The organism is Streptomyces sp. SDT5-1 (assembly GCF_052245995.1).
Taxonomy (GTDB): domain Bacteria; phylum Actinomycetota; class Actinomycetes; order Streptomycetales; family Streptomycetaceae; genus Streptomyces.
This window is the reverse complement of record NZ_CM125963.1, coordinates 2,721,802-2,742,677: the sequence shown is the minus strand read 5'-3', so window position 1 is coordinate 2,742,677 and position 20,876 is coordinate 2,721,802. Positions and strand designations below refer to the sequence as shown.

General features: G+C 72.5%; 18 protein-coding genes. 13 read left to right on the top strand and 5 right to left on the bottom strand.

The features are described from left to right. Positions 1 to 3 precede the first annotated feature (3 nt). Positions 4 to 1,176 (top strand): hypothetical protein, encoded by a 1,173-nt coding sequence (locus ACTWJ8_RS12815; protein ID WP_443263861.1) that lies wholly within the window; start codon positions 4 to 6, stop codon positions 1,174 to 1,176. Here the strand turns inward: ACTWJ8_RS12815 and ACTWJ8_RS12810 are convergent. Then, positions 1,173 to 2,414, bottom strand: coding sequence for a glycosyltransferase 87 family protein (locus tag ACTWJ8_RS12810; protein ID WP_443263860.1), 1,242 nt, complete (start codon positions 2,412 to 2,414; stop codon positions 1,173 to 1,175). The two genes, ACTWJ8_RS12815 and ACTWJ8_RS12810, sit on opposite strands and share 4 nt — an antisense overlap. Positions 2,415 to 2,506: 92 nt before the next feature. Here ACTWJ8_RS12810 and ACTWJ8_RS12805 point away from each other — a divergent pair, with 92 nt between their 5' ends. Continuing rightward, positions 2,507 to 3,658 carry a glycosyltransferase family 4 protein gene (locus ACTWJ8_RS12805; protein ID WP_443263859.1) on the top strand — a complete coding sequence of 384 codons (1,152 nt, stop codon included), beginning with the start codon at positions 2,507 to 2,509 and terminating at the stop codon, positions 3,656 to 3,658. Positions 3,659 to 5,101: 1,443 nt separating this feature from the next. Here ACTWJ8_RS12805 and ACTWJ8_RS12800 read toward each other — a convergent pair. Continuing rightward, complete coding sequence (locus ACTWJ8_RS12800; RefSeq protein WP_356388733.1) at positions 5,102 to 6,898, bottom strand: AMP-dependent synthetase/ligase; 1,797 nt, start codon at positions 6,896 to 6,898, stop codon at positions 5,102 to 5,104. A gap of 335 nt (positions 6,899 to 7,233) precedes the next feature. On the opposite strand from ACTWJ8_RS12800, the gene ACTWJ8_RS12795 reads away from it, so the two are divergent. The 6 genes from ACTWJ8_RS12795 to ACTWJ8_RS12770 all read left to right on the top strand — a co-directional run bounded on the left by ACTWJ8_RS12795 (position 7,234) and on the right by ACTWJ8_RS12770 (position 12,437). Beyond that, complete coding sequence (locus tag ACTWJ8_RS12795) at positions 7,234 to 7,995, top strand: metallophosphoesterase family protein (RefSeq protein WP_356388735.1); 762 nt, start codon at positions 7,234 to 7,236, stop codon at positions 7,993 to 7,995. Positions 7,996 to 8,087: 92 nt separating this feature from the next. Next, the gene (locus ACTWJ8_RS12790) at positions 8,088 to 8,525 is read left to right on the top strand and encodes an SRPBCC family protein (protein WP_356388737.1); all 438 of its coding nucleotides are present in this window, start codon (positions 8,088 to 8,090) and stop codon (positions 8,523 to 8,525) included. A gap of 425 nt (positions 8,526 to 8,950) precedes the next feature. Continuing rightward, on the top strand, positions 8,951 to 10,054 hold the full coding sequence (locus tag ACTWJ8_RS12785) for an ArsA family ATPase (RefSeq protein WP_356388738.1): 1,104 nt from the start codon (positions 8,951 to 8,953) through the stop codon (positions 10,052 to 10,054). A gap of 68 nt (positions 10,055 to 10,122) precedes the next feature. Further along, positions 10,123 to 10,578, top strand: coding sequence for a DUF5304 domain-containing protein (locus ACTWJ8_RS12780; RefSeq protein WP_356388740.1), 456 nt, complete (start codon positions 10,123 to 10,125; stop codon positions 10,576 to 10,578). Between the two features lie 65 nt (positions 10,579 to 10,643). Then, positions 10,644 to 11,597, top strand: coding sequence for an ROK family glucokinase (locus ACTWJ8_RS12775; RefSeq protein ID WP_356388742.1), 954 nt, complete (start codon positions 10,644 to 10,646; stop codon positions 11,595 to 11,597). Between the two features lie 69 nt (positions 11,598 to 11,666). Next, on the top strand, positions 11,667 to 12,437 hold the full coding sequence (locus ACTWJ8_RS12770; protein WP_443263858.1) for an endonuclease/exonuclease/phosphatase family protein: 771 nt from the start codon (positions 11,667 to 11,669) through the stop codon (positions 12,435 to 12,437). Here the strand turns inward: ACTWJ8_RS12770 and ACTWJ8_RS12765 are convergent. Both ACTWJ8_RS12765 and ACTWJ8_RS12760 read right to left on the bottom strand, forming a co-directional pair. Continuing rightward, positions 12,434 to 13,192, bottom strand: coding sequence for a hypothetical protein (locus tag ACTWJ8_RS12765; protein WP_443263857.1), 759 nt, complete (start codon positions 13,190 to 13,192; stop codon positions 12,434 to 12,436). The genes ACTWJ8_RS12770 and ACTWJ8_RS12765 overlap by 4 nt on opposite strands. Then, positions 13,140 to 13,937, bottom strand: a complete 798-nt coding sequence (locus ACTWJ8_RS12760; RefSeq protein ID WP_443263856.1) for an alpha/beta hydrolase — start codon at positions 13,935 to 13,937, stop codon at positions 13,140 to 13,142. Before ACTWJ8_RS12760 ends, ACTWJ8_RS12765 begins: the two co-directional genes overlap by 53 nt. Positions 13,938 to 14,111: 174 nt before the next feature. Here ACTWJ8_RS12760 and ACTWJ8_RS12755 point away from each other — a divergent pair, with 174 nt between their 5' ends. The 5 genes from ACTWJ8_RS12755 to ACTWJ8_RS12735 are packed head-to-tail and all read left to right on the top strand — an operon-like array spanning position 14,112 to position 19,018. Then, positions 14,112 to 14,882, top strand: a complete 771-nt coding sequence (locus tag ACTWJ8_RS12755) for a lysophospholipid acyltransferase family protein (RefSeq protein ID WP_356388848.1) — start codon at positions 14,112 to 14,114, stop codon at positions 14,880 to 14,882. Between the two features lie 52 nt (positions 14,883 to 14,934). Next, positions 14,935 to 16,158, top strand: coding sequence for a MacS family sensor histidine kinase (macS, locus tag ACTWJ8_RS12750; protein WP_443263855.1), 1,224 nt, complete (start codon positions 14,935 to 14,937; stop codon positions 16,156 to 16,158). 60 nt (positions 16,159 to 16,218) lie between these two features. Then, positions 16,219 to 16,914, top strand: coding sequence for a response regulator (locus ACTWJ8_RS12745; protein ID WP_443263854.1), 696 nt, complete (start codon positions 16,219 to 16,221; stop codon positions 16,912 to 16,914). A gap of 53 nt (positions 16,915 to 16,967) precedes the next feature. Then, positions 16,968 to 17,996 (top strand): 6-phosphofructokinase, encoded by a 1,029-nt coding sequence (locus tag ACTWJ8_RS12740; protein ID WP_356388754.1) that lies wholly within the window; start codon positions 16,968 to 16,970, stop codon positions 17,994 to 17,996. Positions 17,997 to 18,013: 17 nt separating this feature from the next. Next, on the top strand, positions 18,014 to 19,018 hold the full coding sequence (locus ACTWJ8_RS12735) for a 2-hydroxyacid dehydrogenase (RefSeq protein WP_356388756.1): 1,005 nt from the start codon (positions 18,014 to 18,016) through the stop codon (positions 19,016 to 19,018). On the opposite strand, the gene ACTWJ8_RS12730 is transcribed toward ACTWJ8_RS12735, so the two are convergent. After that, positions 18,964 to 20,847, bottom strand: coding sequence for an anthranilate synthase family protein (locus ACTWJ8_RS12730; protein ID WP_443263853.1), 1,884 nt, complete (start codon positions 20,845 to 20,847; stop codon positions 18,964 to 18,966). The two genes, ACTWJ8_RS12735 and ACTWJ8_RS12730, sit on opposite strands and share 55 nt — an antisense overlap. Between the last annotated feature and the right edge of the window lie 29 nt (positions 20,848 to 20,876).

Here is a 20,876-nt window from a genome sequence, read left to right as displayed (position 1 = left end):
GCGATGGCACTGGGCGCCCTGCTCGTCGGCCTGTCCGCGCTCACCGGGTGCGGCGGGGACCAGGCACCGAAGGGCGCCGACGCCACCGCCGTGCAGCGGGTGCTCGACCAGCGGGCGCACGCCGTCGTCACCAACGACGGGCCCGCCTACCGGGCCACGGGCAGCGCGGAACCCGGGCTGCTCGACGACCTCTCCGAGGTCCCGCTCGGCTCCTGGACGTACAAGCTGACCCACCTGAAGCGCTCCGGCACCCGCGCCACGGCCACCGCCGAACTGCGCTACCGCGTCGACGGCTACGACAAGGCGCCCGTCGTCGCCCAGCGCAGGCTCACCCTCGGGCACGGCGACGACGGCTGGTACGTCACCGCGGACCGGCCCGCGGCGAAGGCCGGCGAGCAGCTGTGGGAGCAGGGCCCCGTGACCGCCGTGAAGGGCACCCACAGCCTGGTGCTCGGCGTCGGCAAACCGCGCTCCGAACTGCGCTCCTACGCCAAGCTCGCCGACGAGGCCGTGCCTTCCCTGGAGCGCTCCTGGGGCAAGGACTGGGCGCGCCGGATCGTCGTCCTGGTGCCCGAGTCCCTTGAGGAGATGGGCGAACTGCTCGGTGCGCCCGCCGCCGGTTACCAGGGCATCGCCGCCGTCACCACCGGCGAGGCGGGCGGCCCGAAGACCGCGCCCGCGGACCGCGTGATCCTCAACCCGGAGGCGTACGGGGTGCTCGGCGAGGTCGGCAAGCAGGTCGTCCTCACCCACGAGACGGCGCACGTCGCCACCCGCCGCGCCACGTCCGCCGCGACCCCGCTGTGGCTCTCCGAGGGGTACGCGGACTGGGCGGGCTACCGGGAGAGCGACCGCACGCCCGCGCAGGCGGCGCCCGAGCTGCGCAGCGCCGTGCAGGGCGGCGACGCCCCCGCCGAACTCCCCGACGACAAGGACTTCGGCTTCTCCGGCGACTCCGCCCGGCTCGCCCGCGCCTACGAGTCCGGCTGGCTGGCCTGCCGGATGATCGCCGACCGCTGGGGCGAGGCGAAGCTCAACGCGTTCTACGCGGCCGTCGGCGGCAGGGGAGAGCGGGCCGGGGCCGTCGAGGGCGCCCTCCAGCGGGTCCTCGGCATGGACGAGCGGGACTTCGTGACGCAGTGGCGCGCGTACGTACGGGCCGAACTCGGGTCCTAGCGCGCGCCCACGGTGTCGTCGTGCGCGGCGGGGGCGGGCAGCGGGTCGAGGGCCGCGCGGCGGGGCTCGGTCACCGTCGCGCGCCACAGGCGGCGGCAGGCGCTCACGGAGGCCACGACCAGCAGGCCGTTGCGCAGGACGAGGAGCGTGACGCCGAGCGGGTCGCTGGCCACCACGTTCCCGAAGTACAGCGGGAACTCCAGGAACGTCATGAACGTCGCCGCGAGCACCAGACACACCGGCCGCGTCATCCGGCTGTCCCGGAACAGCAGGCACACCGCGGCCACGCCCACCAGCCACACCATGTACTGCGGGCTGATCACCCGGCTCGTCGTCGTGAACAGCAGCACCGCCGTCAGGCCCGCGTCCGCGAGCGTCGACGGCTGCCAGGCGCGCGCCCTGAACCGCCACAGCAGCAGCCAGCCGAACGCCAGGGCCGTCAGCACCTGCGCCAGGGTGCTCACCACGTTCACGTACGGGCCGAGGAACTCCACCGAGCCGTAGTTCAGCTGCACCGTGCCGTCCCAGCCGAACCCGCGGGCCACATGGAAGACCAGCGAGCCGAGCGACTCCACCTCCGTGCCGCGGTCGCGCTGGAACGTGAGGAAGGCCAGCGCGCCCGGCATCGACACGGTGAACACGACGAGCAGCCCGAGCGCCGTGAGCACCGCCGAGCCCCACGTCAGCCGGGTGTCACGGCCGCGCCGCGTGCCGAGCAGCAGCAGGGCGGGCCACACCTTGATCATCGCGCCGATCGCCGCGAAGACGCCCGCCGCCCGCGGATGCCGGACCGCCGCGAGCAGCGCCGCGACGGCGACGGCCGTCACCATCACGTCGTAGCGGGCGTAGACGGTCTGTCCGAGCAGCGGCAGACCGATGACCCACACCCACGTGCCGCGCCGCGAGCCGCCGCGCCGCTCCGAGACGTACAGCAGCATCAGCAGGACGACGGCGTCCGCGAGGAACGCGAGCAGGAAGAACGCGGAGGCGTACTCCAGGAAGGGCAGCAGCGCGGGGGAGAGGATCGCCACCGCGGCGGCCGGCGGGTACTGCCACGTCACGTCGTCCAGCGGGAACGTTCCGGTGCGCAGCACGTCGAACCAGCCGTGGTAGATCACGTGGACGTCGCTGGTGACGTCGGGGCCCGGGACGACGATCACCTTGAAGACGCACAGCAGGAGCAGCGCCCGGGTCAGCACCCAGGTGACCAGGAGTCCGGCGGGGGTTCGCGTCTTCATTCGAAACATGATGCCGGGAACTCCTGTGGCCTGGCCATGGACCCCCGCGGCGCGGCGGCCCGCGCCCGACGGGTTCGGTACTGTCGGCGGTGATGCGCCAGACACCGAAGACACTGCTCGTGACCAATGACTTCCCGCCGCGCCCCGGCGGGATCCAGGCCTTCCTGCACAACATGGCGCTGCGCCTGGACCCGGAGCGGCTCGTCGTCTACGCGTCGACGTGGAAGCGGAGCCGGGAGGGCATCGAGGCCACGGCGGCCTTCGACGCCGAGCAGCCGTTCACGGTCGTCCGGGACAACACCACGATGCTGCTGCCGACCCCGCGCGTGACGCGGCGCGCGGCGGGCCTCCTGCGGGCGCACGGCTGTACGTCGGTGTGGTTCGGGGCGGCCGCGCCGCTCGGCCTGATTGCGCCGGCGCTGCGCAGGGCGGGCGCGGAGCGGATCGTGGCCACGACGCACGGGCACGAGGCGGGCTGGGCCCAACTCCCGGCGTCCCGGCAGCTGCTGCGGCGCATCGGTGAGGGCACGGACACGATCACGTACCTCGGCGAGTACACGCGCTCGCGCATCGCGTCGGCGCTCACGCCCGCGGCGGCGGACCGGATGGAACAGCTGCCGCCCGGGGTCGACGAGAAGACGTTCCACCCGGGGTCGGGCGGCGACGTCGTCCGGGCCCGACTCGGCCTGACCGACCGCCCCGTGGTCGTGTGCGTCTCGCGTCTCGTCCCCCGCAAGGGCCAGGACACGTTGATCCTCGCGATGCCGAGGATCCTGGCGGCGGTGCCGGACGCGGTGCTGCTGATCGTGGGCGGCGGCCCGTACGAGAAGGAGCTGCGCAAGCTGGCGGTGGAGACCGGCGTCGCGGACTCGGTGCGCTTCACCGGGTCCGTGCCGTGGGAGGAGCTGCCCGCGCACTACGGGGCGGGCGACGTCTTCGCGATGCCGTGCCGTACGCGGCGCGGCGGCCTCGACGTCGAGGGCCTCGGCATCGTCTACCTGGAGGCCTCCGCGACCGGCCTCCCCGTGGTGTCGGGCGACTCCGGCGGCGCGCCGGACGCGGTCCTCGACGGCGAGACGGGCTGGGTGGTCCCCGGCGGCTCCGAATCCGCGGCGGCGGACCGCATCATCACCCTCCTCCAGGACCCGGACCTGCGCCGCCGCATGGGGGAGCGGGGCCGTGAATGGGTGGAGGAGAAGTGGCGCTGGGATCTGCTGGCGGAGAGGTTGCGGGGGTTGTTGTAGGCGGGGTGTTGTGGCGGGGGCGTTCTGGGTGCGGTCTCGCGGGGTTGCGGTCTCACGGGGTTGCGGTCTCCGGGGTGCCGGGGTGCCGGGGTGCCGGGGTGCCGGGGTGTTGCGGTCTCCGGGGTGCCGGGGTGCCGGGGTGCCGGGGTGTTCGGAGTGCCGGGTGGCCGGTGGCCCGGGGTGCGTCGGGGCTGACGTCGTCCGCAACTGTTGCGCGGTGCGGTTGGCGACCGCCGGCGTCGCCGCCCACCCACCGCCTGCGCTGCGCCTCCCGGCCGACTGGGCCGTCCTCCGCTGACCTCCCACCCACCCGCCCCCTCCGGGGGCTCCCGCCCCGCCGGGGAACGCGTCGGCGCGCGGGGATCCTGGCCGGGAGCCGGGAGCCGGGAGCGGTGTTTGGGTCGTTGGTCATGGGTGCGCGGCACCGTTCTCAGGCCAGGCCGTCTCCCGCTGATCTCCCACCCTCCCGCCCCCTCCGGGGGCTTCGGTCCGCCGGGGAGTGTGCTGGCGCCCGCCGGGATCCTGCCCGGGGGCCGGGGCGGTGTTGAGGGCGTTGGTTATGGGTGCGTGGCACCGTTCTCAGGCCACGCCGTCCGCCGCTGAACTCCCACCCTCCCGCCCCCTCCGGGGGCTTCGGTCCGCCGGGGAGGGGCCTGGCCTGTGCGGGGCCCTGGCCGGGATGTGTGGCGGGCAGTCGTGGTGGGCTGGGCCTGCGGCGGTGATTTCCCGCTGCGTCGTTTCCCGCTGAGCTCGCGCCCTCACGGCCGTTCCGTGGGGGTTCGGCCGGCTGTAGGGGGCCGCGCGCCCATCCCTCCCAACGGCCCCAAGTCCGAGCGGTTCCCTGGCTGCGCCGTTTCCCGCTCAACTCCCACCCTTGCGCTCTCTCCGGGGGGGCTGACCCACCGGGGTTCGGTGTCGCGCCAGCCCTCATGGTTGCGCGGGGCCGTGGGGAACCCCGTCCGGTCTGTCTCCGGTGGAGTCAGGGGAGGCCGATTCCTCAAGGTGGGGCGAGCGTCGCTTGGTTGGGGTGGGAGAGCCGTGCTGGTGGTTCATCGGCCGACGCGGTGGCGGCACCCCGTGGGGCCGAGCCCCCGGAGGGGGCGGGAGGGTGGGAGATGGGCGGCGGGAGCGCCGTCAGGGGCAGCGCCTGCGGATAGGCGGCAGCAATCCAGCCCCTGCGGCGTTTGAGCAGTGGGGTCCGGGGCGGAGCCCCGAGGCCGGAACGCCGGTTCCGGTGTACCAAGGTCGGGGCCAGGGACGGCTCACCGCGGGGTTCCGCCGGTTCCGGTGCGCCAGGCCCTGGGCCCCCGGGAGGGACAGCCCCGCCGGCGATTGAGGCGCGGGGTCCGGGGCGGAGCCCCGTGGCGTAGGGGCCATCCGCCGGAACGAGGGATCCGCCGCGGCGCACAAGGAACGTGCCGCGGCGGATGCCACCCGGTACCGCTACCCGCGGTAGATCGCCTCGATCTCGTCCGCGTAGTCCTTCGCCACCACGTTGCGCTTCAGCTTCAGGGACGGCGTGAGGTGGCCCGAGTCCTCGGTGAACTGGGCGCCGAGGATGCGGAACTTGCGGACCGACTCCGCCTTGGAGACCGCCGCGTTGCCGTCGTCGACGGCCGCCTGGACCGTGGCCAGCAGATCGGGGTCGTTCTGCAGGGACGCCACCGTGGACCCGGCCGGCTTGTCGTGGTCCGCGGCCCACTTGTCGAGGAACTCCTCGTCGATGGTGATGAGCGCGCCCACGAACGGCCGCCCGTCCCCGACGACCATGCACTCCGCGACCAGCGCGTGCGCGCGGATCCGGTCCTCGATGACGGCAGGGGCGACGTTCTTGCCGCCCGCCGTCACGATGATCTCCTTCTTGCGGCCGGTGATCCGGAGGTAGCCGTCCTCGTCGAGCGTGCCGATGTCGCCCGTGTGGAACCACCCGTCGGCCAGAGCTTCTTCGGTGGCGCCTTCGTTGTTCCAGTAGCCGGTGAAGAGGTGTTCGCCGTGCAGCAGCACCTCGCCGTCGTCGGCGATCCGGACGACCGACCCCGGCAGCGGCTGGCCGACCGTGCCGATCTTCTGCCGGTCCCACGGGTTGAAGGCCGTGGCGGCGCAGGACTCCGTGAGGCCGTAGCCCTCGAGGACCGTGAAGCCGATGCCGCGGAAGAAGTGCCCGAGCCGCTCACCCAGCGGCGCACCGCCGGAGATCGCGTACTCGCCGCGCCCGCCGAGGACCGCGCGCAGCTTCCCGTAGACGAGCTTGTCGAACGTCTTGTACTTGAGCTTGAGGGCCAGCGAAGGACCGTTCGGGGTGTCGAGCGCGCGGCTGTACTCGATGGCCGTGTCGGCGGCCTTGTCGAAGATCTTGCCCTTGCCGTCGGCCTGCGCCTTGGCCCGCGCCGAGTTGTAGACCTTCTCGAAGACGCGCGGCACGCCCAGGATCAACGTGGGCCGGAAGGCGGCCAGTTCGTCGGTGAGGTGCTTGATGTCGGGGGCGTGGCCCAGCTTGATCGGGGCCATCAGGGACGCGACCTCGACGAGGCGGCCGAAGACGTGCGCCACGGGGAGGAAGAGCAGCACGGAGCACTCGCCCGTACGGAAGAGGGGGCCGAGGCGCGCCACGATGTTGCCGCACTCCGCGAAGAAGCTGCGGTGCGTGAGGACGCAGCCCTTGGGGCGCCCGGTGGTGCCCGAGGTGTAGACGATGGTCGCCGGGTCGTCGGCCTTGGCGATGGCGCTGCGGTCGTCGACCATCCCGTCGGAGAGCTCGGCTCCGGCGCTGCGCAGCTCCTCGACGCCGCCCGCCTCGATCTGCCACACGTGCTGGAGCTGCGGCAGCCGGTCGCGCACGGACTCCACGGCCGCGGCGTGCGTGGCCGTCTCGACGAGGATGCCGACCGCGCCCGAGTCGCCGAGGATCCACTGGATCTGCTCGGGCGAGCTCGTCTCGTAGACGGGGACGGTGACCGCGCCCGCGCTCCAGATCGCGAAGTCGAGCAGCGTCCACTCGTAGCGGGTGCGCGACATGAGGCCGATGCGGTCGCCGGCCTGCACGCCGGACGCGATCAGACCCTTGGCGACGGCGCGCACCTCGGCGAGGAACTGGACGGACGTGATGTCCTGCCACGTGCCGTCGACCTTGCGGCCGATCACGGCGACGTCCGGATGCTGCGCGGCGTTTCTGCGGACGATGTCGGTCAGATTGCCGTCCGCAGGGACCTCGTACAAAGCGGGAAGGCTGAACTCGCGCAAGACTGCTGCTCCTCATAGGGCGCCGGCGCCACGACTCTTCTGTGATCCGCCGGTGCGGTCCAAGATCGGGCAGGTGCACAGTGCATCAATGAATTGTCCGCCCGAACTCGGCCGAACTCGACGAAACTCATTGCTTGAACTGAACACGACTGGACTGCCCGGACGTTACCCACCGGTACTGCTTCTTCGGTAGGGGGGTCGGACCAGATGTACGCTGCGTCACACGTCGCCGCGACGCTCCGCGCACCCTAGTCCAGAAGTCCACTGACTCGGAAGTAACCGCAGGTCCGGCGCCCTCTACCCATGCGTGGACCCATCGTCCTAGGGTGATCGGCATGCGCGTACATGTGGTCAGCGATGTGCACGGAAACTCCACCGACCTCGCACGAGCCGGGGATGGTGCCGACGCCGTCGTCTGCCTTGGTGACCTGGTGTTGTTCCTCGATTACGCAAATCACGCGCGCGGCATTTTCCCCGACTTGTTCGGAGTCGAGAACGCGGACCGCATCGTTGAACTGCGCACGGCGCGCCGCTTCGAGGAGGCGCGTGCGTTCGGGGCGCAGCTGTGGGCCGGCATAGACCGGGTGCCCGCGATCGAAAAAGCGGTGCGCAAGCAGTACGCGGAGATGTTCGCGGCGTTCCCCACACCGACGTACGCCACCTACGGCAATGTCGATATGCCGCAACTCTGGCAGGAGTACGCGGGGCCGGGCACGACCGTGCTCGACGGGGAGCGCGTCGAGATCGGCGGCTGGGTCTTCGGCTTCGTCGGCGGCGGGCTCAGGACGCCGATGCGGACGCCGTACGAGATCGACGACGAGGAGTACGCCGCGAAGATCGAGGCCGTGGGGGAGGTCGACGTGCTGTGCACGCACATTCCGCCGGAGGTCCCCGACCTCGTCTACGACACCGTGGCGCGGCGCTTCGAACGGGGGAGCAGGGCGCTGCTGGAGGCGATCCGCCGGACGAAGCCCCGCTACTCGCTGTTCGGGCACGTCCACCAGCCGCTCGCGCGGCGGATGCGGATCGGGGCCACCGAGTGCGTGAACGTCGGCCACTTCGCGGGGTCGGGCAGGCCGTGGGCGCTGGAGTGGTGACGGCGGGCGGGCACGCGCGCGATAGCCTTCACGCGACACACACGTAGGCGGGCACGGCGCATCCCTGACCGGTATCTGGAGGAGCCACGGCGATGGCGGAACACACCAGCTCGAGCATCACGATCGAGGCGGCCCCTGCCGATGTCATGGGGGTGATCGCCGACTTCGCCCGTTACCCGGACTGGACGGGTGAGGTGAAGGAGGCGGAGGTCATCGCCGAGGACGGGGCGGGCCGTGCCGAACAGGTGCGGCTCGTCATGGACGCCGGGGCGATCAAGGACGACCAGACGCTCAAGTACACGTGGACCGGTGCGAACGAGGTGTCCTGGACCCTCGTGAAGTCCCAGATGCTGCGCTCCCTCGACGGCTCGTACGTCCTGAAGCCGGCCGGGGCGGGGACCGAGGTCACGTACTCCCTCACGGTCGACGTGAAGATCCCGATGCTCGGCATGATCAAGCGCAAGGCGGAGAAGGTCATCATCGACCGGGCACTGGCGGGCCTGAAGAAGCGCGTCGAATCGGGCGCGTAGCCTCCGGCGGTACGTGACGGTCCCCTGAGTCACCGGTGGGCGCGCCCCGGCCTCGGTGGTGTCGGCGTCACGGGGGTGACGCCTCGGGGCTCCGCCCCGGTCCCCGCTGCTCAATCTCCCCCAGACTCCGTCCGGGGCCCCCCAGGGCGGCAGGGCGGGCAAGGCGGCCCCCGGTGCCGCGCAACCAGAACGACTGGCGTCGGGCACGGCACAGCGGCCCCGGTGCCGAGCAACCGGAATAGCGGGCGTCGGCCACGACGCGCGGCGAACCCCGGTGCCGCGCAACCAGAACGGCTGGCGGCGGCCACCGCGCGGCGAACCCCGGGGTCGCGTAACCGGGCGGTAGGCGTCGGGCGCGGTGCAGCAGCCTCACCCCGGTGCCGCCCGACCGGACGTGCGGCCCACCCCGGGTAACCTCACACACCATGCGCACCCTCCTCGTCACCGGCCCCGGCGGCGCCGGCCGTACCACCGTCGCCGCCGCCACCGCCCAGCAGGCCGCCCGGCACGGGCTGCGGACGAGGCTGATCACGGCGGACCGGGCCGCCCCCGACCCCGACGACGTCGACGTCACCCGCCTCACCCCCGCCGACGACTTCCGCCAGGACCTGCTCGCGTTGCAGGACCGCGCCGCCGCCGGCCTCGAACTCCTCGGCGCCACCCGCCTCGACGCCGACGAGCTCACCCCCCTCCCCGGCAGCGAGGAACTGGCCCTGCTGCGGGCGCTGCGCGACACCGCCGAAGGCCCGTACGACCTGATCGTCGTCGACCTGCCCCCGGCCCCCCGCGCCGTCGCCACCCTCGCCCTCCCCGAACAGCTCCGCCGCTACCTCCGCCGCCTGCTCCCCGCGGAGCGCCAGGCCGCCCGCGCCCTGCGCCCCGTCCTCGGCCGCCTCGCCGGCGTCCCGATGCCCGCGGAGTGGCTGTACGAGTCCGCCGCCCGCTGGGACGCCGAACTCGCCGCCGCGCAGGCCGTGATCGACGCCGACACCACCCGCGTACGCCTGGTCGCCGAACCCACCACGGCCGCCGTGGAGGCGCTGCGCAGCACCCGTACCGGCCTCGCCCTGCACGGCCTCGACGTCGAGTCGGTCGTCGCCAACCGCGTGCTCCCCGACGGCTCCACCGACCCGTGGCTCGCCGACGCCGCCGCCCGCCAGCGCAAGGTCCTCGCCGAGTGGCCGGGCGCGTACGAGCTGCCTCACCTGGGCCGCGACCCGCGCCCCTGCGACCTGGACGTACCGGTCCCGGTGACCGTGCCGGGGCCCCGTACCCCCTGGCCCGTCGAGGACCGGCTCGACGAGGACGGCGTCCTGGTGTGGCGGATACCGCTGCCCGGCGCCGTGCGCGAGGAGCTGAGCCTGGTGCGGCGCGGCGACGAACTGGTCGTCGGCGCGGGCCCGTTCCGCCGCGTCGTCCCGCTGCCCTCCGCCCCCCGCCGCTGCACCGTGGCGGGTGCGGGACTCGTCGACGGGGAGCTGCGCGTCCGCTTCGCGCCCGACCCGGATCTGTGGCCGCAAGGCCGGTGAACGGAGGGCACCCGTTCGGGTAACGTCGAAGGGGTAACCGGTCCAGCTCTCCGCAGGAGTCAGTCGTCATGAGCGACGCCACCGAGCAGCCCGCCCACCAGGCCGACGCCGACGCCTGGGAGAAGGCGTGCGCCGAGGATCTCGAGGCGGAGCGGGCCCGCCGCAGGGCCGAGAGCGGGCCGCCGCCCGGGTCCGCCGCCGAGGAGCTGAAGAAGCTCGTCGACGCCGTCACCGACAAGCTCTCCTCCGTGCAGGCCCCGTTCCTGGGCTCGGTCGCCCAGGGCACGGCGGAGCAGGTCGCCAAGCAGGCCGTCCGCCAGGTCCGCTCCGTCGTCGAGCCGGTCATCGACCGCAACTCCGACGTCTTCGACCACCTGGCCGCCGCCGGCAGCGAACTGCTCGCCGCGTACCGCTCGGCGGTCGAGGGCCAGGAACGCCGCTGGACCCAGCGCACCCAGGCCCCGGAGCCCCCCGCGAAGCCCAAGGACGAGGGTCCTGGCGGGGAGCACATCGACCTCGACTGAGGTGGGGGCCTGCCGTCGCTCGGTTAGGGTGGGCCATAGCGGGGCTCGACCGAACTGAGGGATTCATGGGACTCACCATCGGCGTCGATATCGGCGGCACGAAGATCGCGGCCGGCGTGGTCGACGAGGAAGGCAACATCCTCTCCACGTTCAAGGTGCCGACGCCTTCCACGCCGGACGGGATCGTCGACGCGATCGCCTCGGCCGTGGAGGGTGCGAGGGCCGGACACGAGATCGTCGGCGTGGGCATCGGTGCCGCCGGATACGTCAATCGGCAGCGCTCCACCGTGTACTTCGCGCCGAACATCGACTGGCGCCAGGAACCGCTCAAGGAGAAGGTCGAGGCGCGCGTCGAGCTGCCCGTCGTCGTCGAGAACGACGCGAACGCCGCGGCCTGGGGCGAGTACAAGTTCGGCGCGGGCAAGGGCCACCGCAACGTCATCTGCATCACCCTCGGCACCGGCCTCGGCGGCGGCGTCATCATCGGCAACAAGCTGCGCCGCGGCCACTTCGGCGTGGCCGCCGAGTTCGGCCACATCCGCATGGTGCCGGACGGCCTGCTGTGCGGCTGCGGCTCGCAGGGCTGCTGGGAGCAGTACGCGTCGGGCCGCGCCCTGGTCCGCTACGCGCGGCAGCGGGCGAACGCGACGCCGGAGAACGCGTCGTACCTGCTCTCGCTCGGCGACGGCACCCCCGACGGCATCGAGGGCAAGCACATCTCCACCGCCGCCCGCGAGGGCGACCCGGTGGCCGTCGACTCGTACCGCGAGCTGGCCCGCTGGGCCGGCGCCGGCCTGGCCGACCTGGCCTCGCTGTTCGACCCGTCGGCGTTCATCGTCGGCGGCGGCCTCTCCGACGAGGGCGAGCTGGTCCTCGACCCGATCCGCAAGTCGTACAAGCGGTGGCTGGTCGGCGGGAACTGGCGGCCGGTCGCCGATGTGATCGCCGCCCAGCTGGGCAACAAGGCGGGCATGGTCGGCGCCGCCGACCTCGCGCGGGAGCCCGACCCCGTCATGTGACGTACATACGGATGGCCGGTGCCCGTCGTTCCCCTCGGGGGCGGCGGGCACCGGCGTATCTTGATCTTCATGGACTCCGGCTCGCTCCCCGAAGCACCAACCGAACTCCCCAAGTCCCGTACGGAACCGGACGGTTCGGCCGTCATCCGCGTCCTCAGCTACAACATCCGCTCGATGCGCGACAGCCCGGTCGCCCTCGCCCGCGTCATGAAGGCCTGCGCCCCGGACCTCGTACTGGTCCAGGAGGCGCCCCGGTTCTTCCGCTGGCGCAAGCAGCTCGCCCGGCTCGCCCGCGCCGCGGACCTCGTGATGCTCTCCGGCGGCGGCAGCGCCGCGGGCCCCGCGCTGCTCTGCTCGCTGCGGGCCACCGTCGAGCGCACCGAGGACGTGCTGCTGCCGCTGACGCCCGGACTGCACCGGCGCGGCTTCGCGACCGCCGTCGTACGGTTCGGGGGCGCGCGGCTCGGCGTGATCAGCTGCCATCTGAGCCTCCAGAAGGACGAGCGGTACGCGCAGGGCGGGATGCTGCTCGACCGGGTGGAGACGATGGGCGTCGAGCATGCGGTGGTCGGCGGCGATCTCAACGAGCGGCCCAACGGGCGGACCTTCCGGCGGCTCGCGACGGAGCTCAACGACGCGTGGGCGACCCGGCCCTGGGGCGGCGAGCACACGTCGACTCCGGACGACCCGCATCAGCGCATCGACGCGATCCTCGCCACGAAGGGCGTCGAGGTCCTCGGCTGCGGGGTGCCGGACTTCCTGGACCCGGACGAACTGAGGGCGGCCACCGACCATCTGCCGGTCCTGGCCGCCCTCCGGGTGCCCGCCGAACGCGCCTAGACGACGGCTCCGCGCCCGGGGTCGTCGTCCCCGTCGTCGTCGCCCGGCGACATCCGGGCGACGAGCGTGGCGAAACCGCCGAGGAAGCCGCCGATGCACAGCGTCGCCAGCCACCACGTCATGTCCCAGCCGAGCAGCACCGCGAGGAGCAGCAGGACGGGGCCGCCGACCACGGCGAGCCAGGCGAACTTGGCCGTGACGTCGCCCTCCGGCAGCGGGGGCGGCTCGGGCGGCACGAAGTGGCCCTCGTCGTCCCCGTCGAAGTCGTCGTCCGAGGCCTCGGGCGGCGTGTGGTCGCGCGGGCCGGGCGTGGCCGCGATGCCGGGGGCGAAGGAGACCGAGGAGCCGAGGGGGCGCGCGTCGTCCCCGTCCCTGCCCTGGGAAGCCTTGTCCCGCTTGTTGTCCTCGTCGGTGTCCCGCTTGTCCTGAGCGGGGGAGCCCGGCTTCGCGTCGGCGGCCCCGGAGACGCGCTCCGGCGCGTCGTTCGTCTCCGGCTCCAGCAGGGCCAGGTCCTCCACCGACTTGAACGGCTTGGCGCCCGGCGGGTCCGGCGGCTCCTCCCCGTAGCCCGCGACGATCGCCGCCCACGCCGCGTCCTCGTCGGTCGGCAGGAAGGGGTCGCGCGCCGCCTGCCCGTCGGCGGTGCCCTCCTGCTCGTGCGGCTCCGAGCTGTCCGGCCGCTCGGACCCGCCCCGCTCCTGCTCAGTCACCGGTGCTCGTCCCTTCCACGCCCTCGCTGGGGATCTTGCCGACATCGGGGGCGAGCCGGTCGAAGAACGCGTAGCTCTCCGCGAAGATCCGGTCCGCGTCATGGTCCAACGTCGCCACGTGGTAGCTCTGTTCCAGCAGGATCTCGGTGACGTCCGTGGACGAGACACGGCCGAGCACGCGCGCCGAGTCGGCGGGCGGCACCACATGGTCGGCGACGCTGTGCAGCACCATCAGCGGCTGCGTCACCTGCGGCAGCTCCCGGTCCACCGTGCGGAAGAAGATCCGCAGCTGGTGCGCCGCGTGCAGCGGCACCCGCGGGTAGCCGACCTCCTCCACGCCCTCCTTGGCGATGTCGCTGGTGATGCCCTTGACCGTGCGCACGACGTGCCGGGCGACCGGCAGCGCGTAGGCGGACAGGCCGTGCACCTTGTTCCCCGGGTTCACCAGGACGAGGCCCGCGATCTCGTCCCCGTGCTTGGCCGCGAGGCGCAGGGCCAGCGCGCCGCCCATCGACAGGCCGCACACGAAGACCCGCGGGCAGCGGTCCCGGAGCTCGCGCAGGGCCCGGTCCACCTCCGCGTACCAGTCCTGCCACGCGGTGACGGCGAGGTCCTCCCAGCGCGTGCCGTGACCGGGCAGCAGCGGGAGCGAGACGGTGAGGCCGCGGTCGGCCAGGTACTCGGCCCAGGGCCGCAGCGACTGGGGCGATCCGGTGAATCCGTGACAGAGGAGGACGCCGACGTCGCCGCCGTCACGGCGGTACGGCTCGGCTCCAGGAAGGACCGGCACCTTCGGTCTCCTGTTCGTCAGAAGCGGCGGGGGTCGGGACGTGGACCTTCACGGTACGCGACCGGACTGACACCGACCAGGGTCGTCGGGCCCCCGGGAGCCCCCGCGGGTTAAGGTCGGACCCTCGGACCGGCCCGGGTACGAGGTCCGGGCACTAGGGAAGGCAGAGGGTTGATCTACGGCGCAATGAAGGTGGCCATCGGAGGGCCGCTGAAGCTCGGCTTCCGGCCGTGGGTGGAGGGCCTCGAGAACATCCCCGCCGAGGGGCCCGCGATTCTCGCCAGCAACCACCTCTCGTTCTCCGACTCGTTCTTCCTGCCGGCCGTCCTCGACCGCAAGGTCACCTTCATCGCGAAGGCCGAGTACTTCACCACCCCCGGGGTCAAGGGCAAGTTGACGGCCGCGTTCTTCAAGGGCGTCGGTCAGCTGCCCGTGGACCGTTCGGGTTCGCGGGGCGCGGGCGAGGCCGCCATCAAGAGCGGCATCGAGGTCCTGGAGCGCGGCGAGCTGTTCGGCATCTACCCGGAGGGCACCCGCTCTCCCGACGGCCGCCTGTACCGCGGCAAGCCGGGCGGCCTCGCGCGCGTGGCGTTGTCCACCGGCGCCCCCGTGATCCCCGTCGCCATGATCGACACCGAGAAGATCCAGCCTCCGGGCAAGGTGATGCCGAAGCTGATGCGTCCCGGCATCCGGATCGGCAAGCCGCTCGACTTCAGCCGCTACCACGGCATGGAGAGCGACCGCTTCGTCCTGAGGGCTGTCACGGACGAGGTCATGTACGAGATCATGAAGCTTTCCGGCCAGGAGTACGTCGACATGTACGCGACGGCCGCGAAGCGGCAGATCGCGGAGGCGGAGAAGGCCGCCGAGAAGGCGGCCAAGGCGGAGAAGGCCGAGAAGGAAGCGGCGAAGAAGGCGCTGGAGAAGGAACGGGGCGGCTCGTAGTCGCGTCGTTCCCATGAAGCACCCGGAAGTGCCAACGGTGGGGACAGGGGACATGGGGAACACGGTCGGCCGCGAGCGGGTCGTGCGGATGTCGGTCGAGCAGCCGCTGTGGCGCGCCCTCACCGGGTACCGCCTGCTGACGCTCGTCTACGCGATCGGGCTCTTCGCCTCCTCGTACGAGGTGTACGAGCGCCCGTGGGTCGGCGTGGCCTACTTCGCGGTCCTCACGGTGTGGACGCTGGCGACCCTGCCGCAGGTGTCGGGCGCCCTGCGCTGCACCAAGAGGTTCCTCACCGCCGACCTGACGATCGCCGTCGCGGGCATCCTGCTCTCCCCGGTCGCCGGGCACGAGCGGGCCGTCACCGGAGGGGCCACGCTGCCGTCGATCTGGACGGCGGGCGCTGTCCTCGCCTGGGCGCTCAAGGGCGGCTGGCGCTGGGCGGCGGGCGCGTCCCTGCTGGTCGGCGTCGCCAACGTGGTGCAGCGCGGCGACATCACCCGCGGCCTGATCCACAGCGTGCTGCTGGTCTGCATCGCCTCCGTCGCGATCGGCTACGTCGTCGAGGTGGCCCGCGCCTCCGAGCGCACCCTCGCCCGCGCCCTGGAGATCGAGGCGGCCACCCGTGAGCGGGAGCGGCTCGCCCGCGACATCCACGACAGCGTGCTCCAGGTCCTCGCGATGGTGCAGCGCCGCGGCACCGCCCTGGGCGGCGAGGCGGCCGAGCTGGGCCGGATGGCGGGCGAGCAGGAGGTCGCGCTGCGCACCCTGGTCGCCGGGGGCCTGGTGCCGCCGTCCCGGGTCTCCGAGGACGAGGAGAGCGGCGCGATCGTACGGACCGTGGTGGAGGCGGAGGACCCGGCCGAGGGCGACGACGCGGACGGCGCGGACCCGCGCGATCTGCGCCCCCTGCTCGCCGGGCACGCCGGTGGGCGCATCACTTTCTCGGAGCCGGGCGCCCCGGTGCCGATGCGACCGGACGCCGCCCGCGAGCTGGCCGCCGCTGTCAGTGCCGCCCTGGACAATGTGCGTCGGCACGCGGGCGCGGGCGCGCACGCGTGGATCCTCGTCGAGGACGAGCCGGACGCGGTGATCGTGACGGTGCGCGACGACGGTCCCGGCATCCCGGAGGGCCGCCTCGCGCAGGCCGAGGGCGAGGGGCGGCTCGGCGTCGCCCTGTCGATCAGGGGCCGGCTGCGCGACATCGGCGGCACCGCCGAGCTGATCTCGATCCCGGGCCAGGGCACCGAGGTGGAACTGCGCGTGCCGAAGAAGTAGCTGAAGAAGTAGTTCGGGAAGAGCCCGTACGGGCCACGGGGGAAGGCAGGACAAGGAGCGATGAGCGAACAGCGGCAGGGCGACGGGGGAGCACCGGTCAAGGTCATGGTGGTCGACGACCACCCGATGTGGCGCGACGCCGTCGCCCGCGACCTCGGCGAGGCCGGCTTCGACGTGGTGGCCACGGCGGGCGACGGCGAGCAGGCGGTCCGCCGCGCGCGGGCCGCGAGCCCAGACGTGCTCGTGCTCGACCTGAACCTGCCGGCCAAGCCCGGCGTCCAGGTGTGCAAGGAACTGGTCGGCGCCGACCCCAGGCTGCGCGTCCTCGTGCTGTCCGCGAGCGGCGAGCACGCCGACGTACTGGAGGCCGTCAAGTCAGGCGCCACCGGCTATCTGCTCAAGTCCGCGTCCACGGCCGAGCTGATCGACGCGGTGGGGCGCACCGCCGTCGGCGACCCCGTGTTCACGCCCGGTCTCGCGGGCCTGGTGCTCGGCGAGTACCGGCGGCTCGCCTCCGACCCGGCCCCGGCGGGCGACACCGAGGAGTCGGGCGCGGCGCCGCAGCTGACCGACCGGGAGACCGAGGTGCTGCGCCTGGTGGCGAAGGGCCTGAGCTACAAGCAGATCGCCGAACGCCTGGTCATCTCGCACCGCACGGTCCAGAACCACGTGCAGAACACCCTCGGCAAGCTCCAGCTGCACAACCGCGTCGAGCTGGTCCGCTATGCGATCGAGCGGGGTCTGGACGACGGCTGACCCCGCGCGGGACAGTGGCTCCCAACCACCCACCGTGACAAGGGAGTTGCGTTATGAGGGTCGGAGTGCTGACCGGAGGCGGTGACTGCCCCGGACTGAACGCTGTCATCCGGGGCATCGTGCGCAAGGGCGTCCAGGAGTACGACTACGAGTTCGTCGGGTTCCGCGACGGCTGGCGCGGCCCCCTGGAGAACGACACCGTCCCCCTCGACATCCCCGCCGTCCGCGGCATCCTGCCCCGCGGCGGCACCGTGCTCGGCTCGTCCCGCACCAACCCGCTCCAGGCGGAGAACGGGATCCGCCGCGTCAAGGAGAACCTCGCCAAGCAGGAGGTCGACGCCCTCATCGTGATCGGCGGCGAGGACACCCTCGGCGTCGCGGCGAAGCTCTCGGACGAGTACGGCATCAAGGCCGTCGGCGTGCCGAAGACCATCGACAACGACCTGTCCGCCACCGACTACACCTTCGGCTTCAACACGGCCGTCGGGATCGCCACCGAGGCCATCGACCGGCTGCACACCACCGCCGAGTCCCACATGCGGGTGCTGGTCGTCGAGGTCATGGGCCGGCACGCCGGATGGATCGCGCTGCACTCGGGCCTGGCGGGCGGGGCCAACGTCATCCTCATCCCCGAGCAGCGCTTCGACGTCGAGCAGGTGTGCGCCTGGGTGACCTCCCGCTTCCGCTCCTCGTACGCGCCGATCGTGGTCGTCGCGGAGGGGGCGATGCCGCGGGACGGCGACATGGTCCTCAAGGACGAGTCCCTCGACTCCTTCGGACACGTACGGCTGTCCGGTGTGGGGGAGTGGCTCGCGAAGCAGATCGAGAAGCGGACGGGCAAGGAGGCCAGGACGACGGTCCTCGGGCACGTCCAGCGGGGCGGCACACCGTCCGCGTTCGACCGGTGGCTGGCGACGCGGTTCGGGCTGCACGCCATCGAGGCGGTGCGGGACGGCGACTTCGGGAAGATGGTGGCGCTGCGCGGCACGGACATCGTGCGCGTGCCGATCGCCGACGCGACGGCCCGCCTCAAGACGGTCGATCCCGCTCTCTACGAAGAAGTGGGCGTCTTCTTCGGCTGAGGCTTAGGCTCGCGGGCATGGAGATTCTCGCATTCGGTGTGCAATCGGACGAAAAGCCCCTCATCGAGAAGGCCTTCGAAGGTCACCACGACGTCCGCTGCCTCGACGTCTTCCTCAACGAGGACACCGCTCCGATCGCCGCCGGGTACGAGATCATCTCCACCAGCGTCAACGCCACCCTCAACAACCGCGTGCTCCAGACCCTCGCGGCCGGCGGCACGCAGATGATCGCCCAGCGCTCGACAGGCTTCAACAACATCGACCTCCAGGTCGCCGAGCGGCTCGGCCTGACCGTGGCGCGCGTCTCGTACTACTCGCCGTACTCGGTCGCCGAGTTCGCCTGGACCCTGGCGATGGCCGTCAACCGCCGCGTCGTGCGCGCCAGCACCCGCACCCGCGACTTCGACTTCAGGCTCGACGGTCTGATGGGCCGCGATCTGCGCGGCCGCACCGTCGGCGTGCTCGGCACCGGCAAGATCGGCGAGGCCTTCACCCGGATCGCGCACGGCTTCGGCATGAACCTGCTCGGCTGGGACGTCGCCGAGAACCCGAACTGCACGGCGCTCGGCATGAAGTACGTCGACAAGGAGCGGCTCTTCGCGGAGGCCGACGTCATCAGCCTGCACGTGCCGCTGCTGCCCGCCACGGAACACCTCGTCGACGCGGCCGCGCTGCGCGCCATGAAGGACGACGCGATCCTCGTCAACTCCAGCCGCGGCGGCCTCATCGACACCAAGGCCCTCGTCACCGAGCTGCGCGAGGGCCGCTTCGCGGGCGTCGGCCTCGACGTGTACGAGGCGGAGGCGGGCCTGTTCTTCCTCGACAAGTCCCTCGACGTCGTCGAGGACGACACCCTGGCCCGCCTCGTCACGTTCCCGAACGTGCTGGTCACGTCCCACCAGGCGTACTACACCGTGGACGCCGTCGGACAGATCATCGACACCACGGTGCGCAACGTCCTGGACTTTCAGGCGGGCCGCCGCTCGGAGAACGTGCTGGTGCCCGCCGAGCCCACCAGCTGACCGAGCAGCTCCCGCACGATCCCGGCGCCGCGCAGCGACAGCACCGACTCCGGGTGGAACTGCACACCCGCGAAGGAGGGCCCGCGCAGCGCGTGCACCTCGCCCGTCGTCCGGTCCCTGCTGACTTCCACGTCGTGCGCCGCCAGCTCGGCCGCCGCCGCGTCGTCGCAGGACGCCACGAAGCTGTTGTAGAAGCCGACCTTCTCGGTCCGCCCGAACACCTCGACGTCGGTCTGCGCGCCCTGGTACGGCACCTCCTTGCGGACGATCTCCAGGCCCAGCTCCGCCGCGATCAGCTCGTGCCCGAGGCAGACGCCGAGCACGCCGTGCCCGTGCGTGCGGATCACGTCGGCGGTCAGGGCCCGCAGGAAGCGCATCTTCGGGTCGGTGAGGTCCGAGGGGTTTCCGGGGCCGGGCCCGAGGACGACCGGACCCTCGTGCGCGAGGACGGCCTCCCGCAGCCCCTCCTCGTCGTAGCGCCGCACCGTCACGTCGAGCCCCGTCGAGCGCAGCACGTGGGCCAGCATCGCGGTGAACGTGTCCTCGCCGTCGACCACGAGCGCGTGCCCGGACAGCTCGCTCTCGCGGCGCTGCATCCGCAGCCAGAACGGCGCGAGCGCGGCCCTGCGCCCGTCGAGGGCCGCCCGCACCCGCGGGTCGTCGGCGAGCGCGGGCCGCGCGCTCTCCTCGCGCGGGCGTGCGGGGCGCACGCCGAGCGCGGCGAGCACGCCGGCCGCCTTGGCGTGCGTCTCCGCGACCTCGCTCGCCGGGTCCGATCCCCGCACGAGCGTCGCGCCGACGGGGACGCGCAGCCGCCCGGCGGCGTCGATGTCGGCGGTGCGGATCAGAATGGGCGAGTCGAGCGTCTGCGCCCCGCCCGCGTTCCGGCCGACGAGCGCGAGCGCGCCCGCGTAGTAGCCGCGCCCGCCGACCTCGTGCCGCTCGATGACGCGGCAGGCGTTCTGCACGGGGGAGCCGGTGACGGTGGCCGCGAACATCGTCTCGCGCAGTACGTCGCGGACGTCGAGCGTCGACTTGCCGCGCAGCTCGTACTCGGTGTGCGCGAGGTGGGCCATCTCCTTCAGCCGGGGCCCGACCACGACGCCGCCCATGTCGCCGACGGTGCACATCATCTTGAGCTCCTCGTCGACCACCATCGACAGCTCCTCGATCTCCTTGCCGTCGGCGAGGAAGTCGAGCAGGTGCTCGGGCGTGGGGCCCTCGGCCGGGTACCGGTAGGTGCCGCTGATCGGGTTCATGACGACGGTGCCGCCGGACATCCGTACGTGCACCTCGGGGCTCGCGCCGACCAGCGTGCGCTCTCCGGTGTGCACGACGAACGTCCAGTACGCGCCCCGCTCCCCGTCGAGCAGCCGCCGGAACAGCGCCAGGGCGTCGGCCCGCGAGAACCCCTCGATCTCCCCCTCGTACGTCCTGCGGATCACGAAGTTCGCGCCCTCGCCCTGCCCGATCTCCTCGCGCAGCACCCGACCGACGATGCCCGCGTACGTGTCGTCGTCGACGTCGAAGCCGCCGTCGCGCACCCGGACGTCGTGGCGCGGCAACTGCTCCAGGGCCTCGGCGAGCGGGATCTCGTACGACTCCTCGGGGGTCAGGACCGTCAGCGGTGTGCCGTCGTCGCGGACGTCGAAGCCGCGCTCGCGGATCTGCCGGAACGGGACGAGGACGAGGCCCTCCGGGATGTCGGCCAGGCGTTCGTGCTCGCCCACCTGCCCGATCAGGACCTCGACGGTGTCGTGCTCACGGCCGGGGGTGCGGCGGCGGAGCAGTGCGAAGGGGCGGTCGTCGGTGAGCAGTGCGTCCAGCATCGGTTGGTTCCTTCCAGTGACTGGCGGGA